Origin of the sequence: Azospirillum sp. A26 (assembly GCF_042604635.1) — a bacterium.
Taxonomy (GTDB): domain Bacteria; phylum Pseudomonadota; class Alphaproteobacteria; order Azospirillales; family Azospirillaceae; genus Azospirillum; species Azospirillum palustre.
On the sequence record NZ_CP170475.1, the window covers coordinates 437,032 to 447,823 of the forward strand.

Consider the following 10,792-nt stretch of genomic DNA (forward strand, 5'->3'; position numbering starts at 1 on the left):
ATCCCATAAATCAGGACGATTCATTCAGAATAATCTGATTATCGGGATGATAATCTCCACCCATACTGGGGCTGTCAATCGCTCAAACAGGAGCGGCATGCCATGCCCTTCACACGGATTTCTTTGCTCGCTGGCAAATCGCCGGCCTATCTCGCGGCCGTTTCCGACAGTCTGGACCGTGCGCTGGTCGACTGCTTCGAGGTTCCGGAGAACGACCGCTTCGTGGCCATTCATCAGCATCAACCGCATGAATTGATCTTCGACCGGACCTATCGCGGCGGCCCGCGCTCGGATGATTTCATCGTCTTTCACATCACCACAGGAAAGCTGCGGTCGCCGGAGACCAAGGCGCGCTTCTTCCGGCGGCTGGCCGAGACTCTTGCGGCGTCGCCGGGCGTGCGGCCGGAAGACGTGATGATCGTGATCGCGGATTCGTCCTTCGAGGATTGGTCTTTCGCATCCGGCGTGTCCGCCGGACTGCCGGCGCAGGAGGCGCCCCAATGACCGGCTACTTTGAAATGCAGATGTCCTGTCCGCCGGCCATGACCGTCCGACGCGCCGGCGACGGCATCGTTGCCGCGCCCGAGGGGATCGCCAACGGCTCCTTCCTCGTTCAGATGCTGCTGTCGAGCCGGACAGAGGGCGAGATGACGGCGATGCGGGCCTTCATCCCGCCGGGCGTCGTGACCCACTGGCACAGCCATCCGTCCGGACAGCTTCTTTTCGTGCTCGACGGTGTCGGCTTGGTGCAGCGCGAGGGCGCTGAGCCGGTCGAGGTCCGTACCGGGGACGCCGTCTGGTTCGCACCCGGCGAACGTCACTGGCATGGCGCGGCGCCGTTGAGCCCGTTCAGCTACGTCAGCGTCCAGCCGGTGCGGGACGGGACCGCCGTTCAGTGGATGGAAGCCGTCGAGCAGGGGGAGCTTTCCCGATGATCGCCATGCAATACAGCTTCGTGCTGCCTGCCGATTACGACATGGCGATCATCGACCGCCGCATTCGTGAGAGGGGACCGCTGCTCGACGGCTTTCCGCGCCTGCGTTTCAAAGCCTATCTCGCGGCAAGAAAGCAGGATGCCGGTTTTGCCGGTGCGGAAAACCTCTATGCGCCGTTCTACCTGTGGGATGAGCCGGAAGGGATCGACAGCTTTCTTTCCAGTCCGGGTTTTGCGGCAGTGACCCGCGATTTCGGCTGGCCGTCGGTGCAGACATGGCTGGTTTGGCATGCGGAACTGACGGGGAATTTGAAAGCCGCGGCTTACGCCACCCGCGACATCGCTGCGATTGCGGCCTATTCGGACTTGGCGTCACAGCGGGACAATGCCATTGCGGAGGCAAAGTCGGCGATTGACGCCGGTGCATTGGCCGCCGTTGCCGCGTTCGATCCGACGGGATGGAAGATGACGAAAGTCACTCTCTGGGCCGGGCTGCCGCCAATGGTGACGGAGACGATGCAACTTTACACCGTCGGGCATGTCTCGCTGCCGAACGAACAATAAAGACGCGCATCGAGGGCGCAGGATCGCTGTAACCAGGGGAGAGTTTGCAACACAGTCGCCGTCTGGAACGGCGGCCCTGCGAAGCATTGATTTCGCAGGGATGGTGGAAGGGGCTGGATTCGAACCAGCGTACGCTAACGCGGGCAGATTTACAGTCTGCTGCCTTTAACCACTCGGCCACCCTTCCATCGGGGCGCTGAGGAGTAGCCTTTCGATAGGGGGGCCGTCAAGACCCTTTTGCACGAAAAACGCAAGCGGAGGCGCGGCAGCAAAAGCGGCAAGAAAAAGCCTCCGTCCCAAGGGGGACGGAGGCTTTTCAAAGGGGCTTTTTCAAACCCGCTTTTCAAAAGTCCGCTCAGTTCGGGCGGCGCGAAGCCCGATGCGCGGGGATCGGGATCGGGCGGATTGCCTGTTCCTCGCGGCGGCTGGCCGACATGTCGATTTCCACGCGGGCCAGAGCCTTGCGCAGTTCGTGCACGGTGTCGGACAGGGACTGGATCGTCGCCTCGCTCGGCTGCTGACGCCAGCCGCGATAGGCGGAGATGCAGGCCTTGGCGGTGTCGCGCAGGCGGCCTTCGATCGCATCCACCGGCGGGGTCGGCTGGCCGGGAGCCCGCGGGGCCTCCGGCGCGGCGGCCACCGGTGCGGCCGGAGCCGGCGTGGCGGCAGGGGCTGCCGGAGCGGCGTCCGGACGGTTCAGGCGCAGCGTTTCAGTCGGCGCCGGAGCGGGCGCCGGGGCCGCTGCCGGTGCTTCGGCCTGGGCCGGTTCGGCAGCCGGTTCCGGCCGGGAGGCGCGGGTCAGCGTGGTCCGGCCGGTGCGGCCGGCGGCGCGGCGCGGTTCGGCCGGCGCCTCGGCAGCCGGTGCCGGAGCGGGCTCGGCGGGAGCGGCCAACGGCGTTTCCGCCGGCGTCTCCGGGGTCGTCGCCGTCACCGGAGCGGCGGCTTCGCCAGCCGTGTCCGCCGTGGCGGACGTGCCGGCCTCGGCGATCTGTGCACCGTCCTGGACGTCACCCGAGACGGCATCGCCCTGGCCGCTGGCGGCCTCCGCCTTCTTGATGATGTAGGAGATGGCGCTGGGGGTGCATTCGAATTCGCGCGCGATGGCCGAAAGGGTTGCACCGCTGCGGTAGCGATCAAGAATTTGGGGCCACGCCGACTGCGGAATGCGCCCACGCTTCTTGGGAGACTCCGGTTCGCTCCCGGTTTCTGAGTTCATTATATCGCTCGGTTGCCAAAGTGAATTTTCAGTCATTCGTCAGCATGTCCACCCGGACCGCACGCTTCGGACGCGGGACCACGCGGGCGCGTGCGTCAGCAGCATCGAGGCTTCACGCTGGCGGGCGATGTTTTCGGTATGGATGACTATCGGAAACTCTTCTCAAAAATGCCAGCATAACTTTGCACGGAATTGTGATTTTGTAGCCGGTGTCACAACTGGGCACGATGCTTGGTGGAGGGCCTGCGGTTTTAAAAACCACGGGCAATTGGAAACCCAGGGTGGAAGGAATCCGCCGCCGGCATCTCCCGGTCGCCGGACTTTTGAAAAATGCGATGGACCCCGGACGGGGGGTTCCGTGTTTGCAGTTTCAGAACAAACCCGACCGGGGCCCTGCCATTCGATGGTTTCTGGCCCAGGGTCTTTTGAAGAGCCGTTGGTCGCGACTCTTCGGCGATTGCCCAACCGTTTTCTGCGGAGACCGTCCATGCCGCATGCGCCCGTGCCGCGTTCGTACCCGATCTTCCGACGCCTTCCGGCCGCGGCGCTGTGCGCGTTGCTGTCCGGCGCGGTGTTCCTGCCGGCGCTGCCGGCCGCAGCCCAGGATGCGCCCGCCGTCGGGGCACAGCCGGGGGCGAGCAGAACCTACGCGCCGCCGTCCTTCCGCGACCTCGCCCGCACGCAGATCGACACCGTCGTCAACATCTCCAGCACCCAGGCGCCCCAGCCCTCGGCGGGGGGCGGTCGGCTGCCGGAAGGGATGGACATTCCACCCGGCTCGCCGCTGGAGGAATTCTTCCGTGAATTCCGCAACCGTCAGAGGGGCGGTCATGGCAACGGCTCGCCGGAAAGCGGGCCGAACGGCGGTCCGCAGGGTGGCGGTCCGCAAGGTCTGCCGAGCATGGCGCTCGGCTCCGGCTTCATCATCGATCCGTCGGGCCTGATCGTCACCAACAACCATGTCGTTTCCGACGCGGCCGAAATCGCCGTCACCCTGCATGATGGCACCAAGCTGCCGGCCAAGCTGGTGGGATCGGATGCGCCGACCGACCTTGCCCTGCTGAAGGTCGAGAGCGCCAAGCCGCTGACCGCCGCCCATTGGGGCGACAGCGAAACGGTGGAGGTCGGCGACTGGGTGGTCGCCATCGGCAATCCCTTCGGCCTCGGCGGCTCGGTGACCGCCGGCATCCTGTCGGCCCGTGCCCGCGACATCCAGCAGGGCCCCTATGACGAGTATCTGCAGACCGACGCCGCCATCAACCGCGGCAATTCAGGCGGTCCGCTCTATGACGCCGGCGGCGCGGTGATCGGCATCAACACCGCGATCTATTCGCCGACCGGCGGATCGGTCGGCATCGGCTTCGCCATCCCGTCCTCGCTGGCCAAGCCGATCATCGACCAGTTGAAGGACGGCGGAAAGGTGCGCCGCGGTTGGCTGGGCGTCCAGGTTCAGCGGGTGACGCCGGACATCGCCGAAAGCCTGGGCGTGGAGGGCTCCGGCGGCGCTCTGGTCACCAGCATCTCGCCCGACAGTCCCGCCGCCTCGGCCGGGCTGCGTCAGGGCGACGTCATCACCGCCTTCAACGGCGATCCCTTGGAGCAGATGCGCCAGCTTCCCCGCCTCGTCGCCTCGACGCAGATCGGCAGCACCGTGCCGATGACCCTGCTGCGCGGCGGCAAGCAGCAGTCGATCCAGGTCACCGTCGGCGAACTGCGCGACGAGCCGCAGCAGCTGGCGATGTCGGGATCGAGCGGCGCCCCCCGTTCCGCCCAGCCGGAGGAAAGCAAGTCGGCGCTCGGCCTGAAGCTGGCTCCCTTGACCCCCGGCCTGCGCGAGACCTTCGCCATCGGCGAGGATGTCGACGGTCTGGTGGTCACCGAGGTCGACCGCGACAGCGCGGCCTCGCAGCGCGGACTCGACCTCGGCGACGTCATCGTGGAGGCCGGGCAGGAGCCGGTGGCAACCGCCGCCGATCTGGAAACCCGCATCGCCAAGGCCAAAGAACAGGGGCGCAAGACCCTGCTGATGCTGGTCAGCCGCGGTGGCGACCTGCGCTATGTGCCGCTGCCGTTGGCCCCCGAGATCGGTGGTAAGAAGGGGTAATCCGGCCGTCGCATTTGCGGATCGGACGGAAGCGGAGATCTGCCCCGCTTCCGTCTCATCCTTTTCCGCTACCGTTCGCCGCGCCGCGAGAGTAATTTGCCGCCCGTTTGGCGAATGGGATGGCAAACCGTGAGCATTTATCCGGAGAGCGGCCAGCCGGTGCGGCTGTCGGTCGTTGTCCCCGTTTTCAACGAGGCCGAGAACGTGCTGCCCCTGCTCGAAGAGATCGAGCGGGCACTGGCTCCGGTCGGCGGTTTCGAGGTCATCTTCGTCGACGACCAGTCCGACGACGACACCCAGGCGCGCCTTGCCCCGGCGGTCGAGGCCGGCCGGCTGCGCGTGCTGCGCCATGTCCAGCGCTCCGGCCAGAGTGCCGCGGTGCGCAGCGGCGTCAAGGCGGCGCGCGGCGAGTTCGTGGTGACGCTCGACGGCGACGGTCAGAACGATCCGGCCGACATCCCGGCGTTGTTCGCCCTGGTGTCGACAGGCGAGGCGGGAGCGCCGGTGCTGGTCGGCGGCTTGCGCAAGAAGCGGCAGGACACCTTGTCCAAGCGCTGGGCCTCGAAGATCGCCAATGCCGTCCGCCAGTCCTTCCTGCAGGATGGCTGCACCGACAGCGGCTGCGGGTTGAAGCTGTTCCGCCGCGACGCCTTCCTCGACCTGCCCTTCTTCGGGGCGATGCACCGGTTCCTGCCGGCGCTGTTCCGCGCCCACGGCCACCCGGTGGCCTATGTGCCGGTGAACCATCGCCCGCGCGAACGCGGCGTGTCAAAATACAACAACTGGCGGCGCGGGCTGATCGGCGTTGTCGATCTGCTGGGCGTGTATTGGCTGAAGCGGCGGACGAAGATGTCGCCGGTCTCCGAACGCCTCTGACGTCTTTTAAAGCCGATCGACCTTCACAGCGACCCATTCGCGACAGGATTCTACGATGATTGAGCGCGCCGCAGCGTGGTTCCAGGGGCAAAGCACCACCGACCTGATCTGGGTCGGCATCGGCTTTTTCGCCCAGCTGATGTTCACCATGCGCTTCATCGTGCAGTGGATCGCCAGTGAAAAGGCGCGCCGCAGCGTGGTGCCGGAGATGTTCTGGTACTTCTCGCTGGGCGGCGGCGTCATGCTGTTCGCCTACGCCTTCTACCGATTCGACCCGGTCTTCATGCTGGGGCAGGGCATGGGTCTGGTGATCTACGCCCGCAACGTCTATTTCGTCTGGTCGCACAAGAAGTCGCAGGCCACCGGCGACGCGGTGCCGAGCAAGCCGTGACCGCAGCGTCCTCGCCGCAAGGCCATCCGCCGGCCATCCGCTTGCCGATCTGGGCCTATGCGCTGCTGGCGCTGATCGCCGCGGCGCTGTTCCTGCCGGGCTTCATCGTGCTGCCGCCCTTCGACCGGGACGAGGCGCGCTTCGCCCAGGCATCGTCGCAGATGCTGGACAGCGGCAACTATGTCGACATCCGCTTCCAGGACGAGACGCGCTACAAGAAGCCGGTCGGCATCTACTGGCTGCAGACCGCCGCGACCGCCGCCGCCGATGCCGTGCGCGGGATTCCGGTCGGCGCCGACAAGGTCATCTGGACCTACCGCATCCCCTCGTTCCTGGGCGCCATCCTGGCCGTCCTCGCCAGCGCCTGGACGGCGGCCCGGCTGTTCGGCGGCCCGGCCGGCTTCATCGCCGGTCTGATGATGGCCTCCTGCGTCGTGCTGGGGGTCGAGGCGCGCATGGCCAAGACCGATGCCGTGCTGCTCTCCACCGTGGTGGTCGGGCAGGCGGTGCTCGCCCAGCTCTATCTCGGCCGCCGCGGGCCAGTCCCCGCCGGGCGCGCTGCCTGGACGGCTCCGCTGGTCTTCTGGATCGCCGCCGGCATCGGCGTGCTGGTCAAGGGGCCGATGGTCCTGCTGGTGTCCGGCAGCACGGTTCTGGTGCTGGCCCTGTGGGACCGCGAGGCCGGATGGCTGAAGCGGCTGAAGCCGCTGGCCGGGCTCGGCATCGTCGTCGCCATCGCCGCCCCCTGGCTGATCGCCATCGCCATCAAGAGCAAGGGTGCCTTCTTCGCCGAATCCGTCGGCCACGACATGCTTGGCAAGGTGTCGGGTGGGCAGGAGGGCAAGGGGCTGCCGCCCGGCTATTACCTCGGCACCTTCTGGGTGACCTTCGCCCCCTGGTCGCTGCTGGCGCTGCTGGCCGTTCCCTGGGTGTGGGCGCGCCGCCGGCTGGATGCCGTGCGCTTCTGCATCGCCTGGATAATCCCGAGCTGGCTGGTGTTCGAGGCGGTGCCGACCAAGCTCCTGCACTACACGCTGCCGGTCTTCCCGGCCATCGCCGCCATCGCCGCGGCGGCCCTGATCGACGGCTTCGACCGCAGCCGAGAAAAGCCGCGCCGCTGGCTGGTCGCCGCCGCGGTGGCGCTGGGCGTGATCGGTTTCGGTGCCTTAATCCTGGCGGTGGCGGTGATCCCCTGGCTGGTCGATGGCCGGATCGATCCGGTCGGGGTGGCGCTGGCGCCGGCGGTGGGCGGCCTTTTCGCTCTGTCGCTGCGCTCGATTCTGCGCGGGGAGCGGCGGAGCGGGCTTGCTGCCGGGGTTGGGGCCGCGGCGCTGCTCTATGCCGGGACCTATGCCGCCGTTCTGCCGAACATCGATGGCGTGTGGGTCAGCCGGCAGGCCGCGCGCGCGGTGGCGCAGGTCCGGCCTTGCCCGGACAGCGTGGTGGCGTCCGCCGGCTATTCGGAGCCGAGCCTGATCTTCCTGCTCGGCACGCCGACCAAGCTGGTCCATGGCGCCGGCGCCGCCGCGCATCTGACGGCGGACCGCGCCTGCGGGCTGGCCCTGGTGGAGGACCGCGAGGCGCCGGCCTTCCTCGACAGCCTGGGCACCGCCACGCCGCTGCCGCTGGCCGATCTGTCGGGCTTCAACTACAACACCGGCAAGCGGCTGCACCTGACGCTCTACCGCCTGCCGGCCTCCTGAAGGAGCCTCCTGAAGGGGCCTCCTAACGGAATAGCCCCGGCGCCGTATCGTAAGGCGGGACCTATGCCCCGCTTGGGCATGCGGCGACCGGGGTGGGTAACGCGCCTCCGCATTGGACGGCGCGGGTGCTTTGCGCTCGACTGCCCCTTCCGATCCGTTTTCCCCGGACGAAAGGTGCCTGTTCGATGACCCGCGTTTCCTTCTCTGCCGATACCGCCATCCGGACCGCCGTCGCCGCCGCTCTGGCGGTGATGACGCTGTCGCTGCCGGCCCACGCCCAGAAGCAGGAATATGCGCCCTGGGTGTACGACCAGATGGTCCCGACCGGCCCGCTGCTGCGCAACCTCGATCAGGCCCAGCCGCTACCCGGCCCGGCGCCGTCCCATTGGGGGGCGACGAAGGCCGGACCTGACCGCGCCGGCATGGTGCGCTATGGCACGGATGTGAAGCGGACGGACAAGCATTACTCCGCGTCCCATTCACTGACGCCACCGCCGGTGGATCCCGCCGCCGCCAAGCGCATTATGGCGGCGCCGCAGAGTGCCGACGCTCCGCCGGTCCCGCGGACTGCGCGCCGCGACTGAGCTGCGGTTACTCGCTTGGCATTTCTCCCGGCCGCCACAGCCACGCCGCACCGCGCACGCCACTGGAATCGCCGTGGCGGGCGCGGCGCACCGGCGTGTCCAGCCGGTCGCTGAACGCCCAGGGCTGCATCGCCGTCGGCAGCCGGTCATACAGCAGTTCCGCGTTCGACAGGCCGCCGCCCAGCACGATGACGTCGGGATCCAGCAGGTTGGCGACCGCCGCCAGACCGCGGGCAAGCCGGCCGATTAGACGGTCCGCCGTCGCCTGGCACCCGGCATCGCCGGCCAACGGGTCGGCGGCGCGGGCCAGGATGGTCGCGGCGTCCAGCCTCTCGCCGGTCGCCGCGAAATGGTCGGCCGCGACCGCAGGCCCCGATACGAAATTCTCCAGGCAGCCCTGCTTGCCGCAGTAGCAGGCCGGTCCCGGCCGCTCCCCGTCGGTCGGCCAGGGCAGCGGGTTGTGGCCCCATTCTCCGGCGATGGCGTTGCGCCCGCCCAGCACCCGGCCGTGAACGACGATGCCGGCGCCGCAGCCGGTGCCGAGGATCGCCGCGAACACCACTTCGCAGCCGGCCCCGGCGCCGTCGGTCGCTTCCGACACCGCAAGGCAGTTGGCGTCGTTCTCGATCCGCACCGGCCGGGCGAGCGCCCGGGTCAGGTCGCGTGTGAAGTCGCGCCCGATTAGCCATGTGGAGTTGGCGTTCTTCACCAGCCCGGTCGCGGGGGAGATGGCGCCCGGAATGCCCAAACCCACCGTCGCCCTGCTTCCGGCGGGGATTTCCCGTTCCAGCCGGGCCACCAGATTGCGGATGGTCGCGACGGTGCCGTCATAATCGCCTTTCGGCGTCGGAACTCTGTGGCGTGCCAGTTGGTTTCCCTGACGGTCGAGCAGAATCCCCTCGGTCTTGGTGCCGCCCAGATCGATGCCGATGCGGTGCCCGCTCCGATACTCTGCCGTGGTCCCTGTTCCGGCCGATTGCGATCCGGTGGCTGCCATGCCCTGTCACCTGTCCGACTGTGCCCTGCCAATCCATAGCGTCGCCGGCCCGGTCCCGTCCAGCGACGCACGCTTCCTCCGTCCGGAGGGGGAGGAACCCTTGGTGATCCGGCGTTGCCTGTCCGCCGCGCCGATGGGACAAAACGTAAGCATCGGCCAAATCCCATTGACCCGCCACGGCGTTCGGGTAGAAGGTCGCCGACTGTCGGGCAATGCCGTTTCCCGCCCGAACCCGTCCTGTCGTACCGCGCCACCGGAGCCCCTGATGAGTCGCCAGCGCGCCGCCCTCCGCCATTCCCTCAAAGCCCTGACCGGCGCCGCCGTCCTCGGCGCGCTGCTCGCCCTGCCGGCGTCCGCCGGCGCTGCCGCCAAGGAGCCGACGAAGCCGGCCGCCGCCAAGGCTGCGCGCCCGGCGAAGTCCAGCGTCCCGGCCACGCCCGCCTGTTACAACCGCGCCGAACATGCGGCCGAGCAGCTGATGCGCATGCACACCGAGATGATGGTGGTCGGCCTGACCTGCCGCACGGTCATGCCGGACAAGAAGCCGTTCGACCTGTACCAGGATTTCTCGGTCAAGAACCGCGCCCTGCTGTCCAGCTCGGAAGCGTCGCTGATCAGCTTCTACAAGCGTTCGGGCGCCGGCGGCAACGCCACCCGCCAGTTCGACATGTTCCGGACGGAGCTGGCGAACGAAATCAGCCGCCGCGCCGCCACCATCGGCATCCCGCAATATTGCGCCAACTTCGTCGACCGCTCGGTCGCCGCGAAGGACCTGACGGCGGACGACCTGCGCACCCTGACCAGCGACGAGAAGAACGCCGGCCTGATGCATCTGGCCAGCCACCCGCTCTGCGACGTGAAGGTGGTCAGCAATCCCGACCCCGTCTTCGCCGTCGCTTCGGCCGCACCCGCTCCGGCGGCGAAGGCCACGACCGCCAAGGCGAAGCCGGCCAAGGCCGCCGCTCCGGCCAAGCCGAAGCAGAAGGTCGCCGCCGCCCCGACCAAGCAGTCCGTCGCCGTCCGCTGACCTTCCGACGGTTTGCGTCGTCTTGCAGAACGCCCTGCCGGCAACCGCCGGTGGGGCGTTTCGCGTTTCCGGCCCTTGCCCTTCGCCGCGACGCATGCGGACAACACAAATCTGTCTTGCAAAAATCCGTCAGGCTGGTACTACCGAAAAGGTCAGGAGGGGCACTTGCCGGACGGCCCGGCCGGATCGCAGGAGCCGCCCCCGAACAGGAAAAATCTTGGTCCGTCAGACCAATAGACGGAATTCCGGATGATACGGCATTCCGTTTGGTGACTGGATGGGCTGCACCAGACAGAGTGCACCAGACAGGGGGGCTGCTGTTGCAAGACCGGTGTGCCGAGTGTGCCCGTGCCGCCGCACCCTGCCTTTGCGCCGCGCTGAAGGTGGGATGAGGAT

Annotated in this window: 11 protein-coding genes and 1 tRNA gene; 9 read left to right on the plus strand and 3 right to left on the minus strand. The window is 67.8% G+C overall.

From position 1 onward, the window contains the following. Positions 1-102 precede the first annotated feature (102 nt). Genes ABNQ39_RS30800 through ABNQ39_RS30810 form a run of 3 tightly spaced genes read left to right on the plus strand, consistent with a single transcriptional unit; the run spans position 103 to position 1,498 of the window. Entirely contained in the window at positions 103-504 is a 402-nt protein-coding gene (locus ABNQ39_RS30800) for a tautomerase family protein (protein ID WP_376965379.1), read from the plus strand. Further along, the gene (locus ABNQ39_RS30805) at positions 501-935 is read left to right on the plus strand and encodes a cupin domain-containing protein (protein ID WP_376965381.1); all 435 of its coding nucleotides are present in this window, start codon (positions 501-503) and stop codon (positions 933-935) included. The genes ABNQ39_RS30800 and ABNQ39_RS30805 overlap by 4 nt, the downstream gene beginning before the upstream one ends. Beyond that, entirely contained in the window at positions 932-1,498 is a 567-nt protein-coding gene (locus ABNQ39_RS30810; RefSeq protein WP_376965383.1) for a DUF4865 family protein, read from the plus strand. Before ABNQ39_RS30805 ends, ABNQ39_RS30810 begins: the two co-directional genes overlap by 4 nt. A gap of 101 nt (positions 1,499-1,599) precedes the next feature. Here the strand turns inward: ABNQ39_RS30810 and ABNQ39_RS30815 are convergent. Continuing rightward, positions 1,600-1,685: transfer RNA gene (locus ABNQ39_RS30815), tRNA-Tyr, on the minus strand. Between the two features lie 168 nt (positions 1,686-1,853). Further along, the gene (locus ABNQ39_RS30820) at positions 1,854-2,714 is read right to left on the minus strand and encodes a hypothetical protein (RefSeq protein WP_376965385.1); all 861 of its coding nucleotides are present in this window, start codon (positions 2,712-2,714) and stop codon (positions 1,854-1,856) included. A gap of 487 nt (positions 2,715-3,201) precedes the next feature. Here ABNQ39_RS30820 and ABNQ39_RS30825 point away from each other — a divergent pair, with 487 nt between their 5' ends. The 5 genes from ABNQ39_RS30825 to ABNQ39_RS30845 all read left to right on the plus strand — a co-directional run bounded on the left by ABNQ39_RS30825 (position 3,202) and on the right by ABNQ39_RS30845 (position 8,372). Next, a complete protein-coding gene (locus tag ABNQ39_RS30825) occupies positions 3,202-4,818 on the plus strand; it encodes a DegQ family serine endoprotease (protein ID WP_376965387.1) in 1,617 nt (538 codons plus the stop codon). Between the two features lie 114 nt (positions 4,819-4,932). Beyond that, the gene (locus ABNQ39_RS30830; protein WP_109448429.1) at positions 4,933-5,694 is read left to right on the plus strand and encodes a glycosyltransferase family 2 protein; all 762 of its coding nucleotides are present in this window, start codon (positions 4,933-4,935) and stop codon (positions 5,692-5,694) included. Between the two features lie 55 nt (positions 5,695-5,749). Next, positions 5,750-6,085: a lipid-A-disaccharide synthase N-terminal domain-containing protein gene (locus tag ABNQ39_RS30835; protein ID WP_376965389.1), complete on the plus strand. Its 336-nt coding sequence runs from the start codon at positions 5,750-5,752 to the stop codon at positions 6,083-6,085. Further along, complete coding sequence (locus tag ABNQ39_RS30840; RefSeq protein ID WP_376965391.1) at positions 6,082-7,788, plus strand: ArnT family glycosyltransferase; 1,707 nt, start codon at positions 6,082-6,084, stop codon at positions 7,786-7,788. The genes ABNQ39_RS30835 and ABNQ39_RS30840 overlap by 4 nt, the downstream gene beginning before the upstream one ends. Before the next feature lie 185 nt (positions 7,789-7,973). Beyond that, positions 7,974-8,372 carry a hypothetical protein gene (locus ABNQ39_RS30845; protein ID WP_376965393.1) on the plus strand — a complete coding sequence of 133 codons (399 nt, stop codon included), beginning with the start codon at positions 7,974-7,976 and terminating at the stop codon, positions 8,370-8,372. A 7-nt stretch (positions 8,373-8,379) separates the two neighbouring features. On the opposite strand, the gene ABNQ39_RS30850 is transcribed toward ABNQ39_RS30845, so the two are convergent. Then, positions 8,380-9,369: an ROK family protein gene (locus ABNQ39_RS30850; protein WP_376965395.1), complete on the minus strand. Its 990-nt coding sequence runs from the start codon at positions 9,367-9,369 to the stop codon at positions 8,380-8,382. A 265-nt stretch (positions 9,370-9,634) separates the two neighbouring features. Here ABNQ39_RS30850 and ABNQ39_RS30855 point away from each other — a divergent pair, with 265 nt between their 5' ends. Further along, complete coding sequence (locus tag ABNQ39_RS30855; protein WP_376965397.1) at positions 9,635-10,396, plus strand: hypothetical protein; 762 nt, start codon at positions 9,635-9,637, stop codon at positions 10,394-10,396. The last annotated feature ends 396 nt before the right edge of the window (positions 10,397-10,792 follow it).

Excerpts from the sequence above, each read along its gene's own strand:
- ABNQ39_RS30850 (WP_376965395.1), bottom strand. The coding sequence starts at position 9,369 with ATGGCAGCCACCGGATCGCAATCGGCCGGAACAGGGACCACGGCAGAG.
- ABNQ39_RS30825 (WP_376965387.1), top strand. The coding sequence starts at position 3,202 with ATGCCGCATGCGCCCGTGCCGCGTTCGTACCCGATCTTCCGACGCCTT.
- ABNQ39_RS30805 (WP_376965381.1), top strand. The coding sequence starts at position 501 with ATGACCGGCTACTTTGAAATGCAGATGTCCTGTCCGCCGGCCATGACC.
- ABNQ39_RS30845 (WP_376965393.1), top strand. The coding sequence starts at position 7,974 with ATGACCCGCGTTTCCTTCTCTGCCGATACCGCCATCCGGACCGCCGTC.
- ABNQ39_RS30820 (WP_376965385.1), bottom strand. The coding sequence starts at position 2,714 with ATGAACTCAGAAACCGGGAGCGAACCGGAGTCTCCCAAGAAGCGTGGG.
- ABNQ39_RS30800 (WP_376965379.1), top strand. The coding sequence starts at position 103 with ATGCCCTTCACACGGATTTCTTTGCTCGCTGGCAAATCGCCGGCCTAT.
- ABNQ39_RS30835 (WP_376965389.1), top strand. The coding sequence starts at position 5,750 with ATGATTGAGCGCGCCGCAGCGTGGTTCCAGGGGCAAAGCACCACCGAC.
- ABNQ39_RS30810 (WP_376965383.1), top strand. The coding sequence starts at position 932 with ATGATCGCCATGCAATACAGCTTCGTGCTGCCTGCCGATTACGACATG.
- ABNQ39_RS30855 (WP_376965397.1), top strand. The coding sequence starts at position 9,635 with ATGAGTCGCCAGCGCGCCGCCCTCCGCCATTCCCTCAAAGCCCTGACC.
- ABNQ39_RS30830 (WP_109448429.1), top strand. The coding sequence starts at position 4,933 with ATGGGATGGCAAACCGTGAGCATTTATCCGGAGAGCGGCCAGCCGGTG.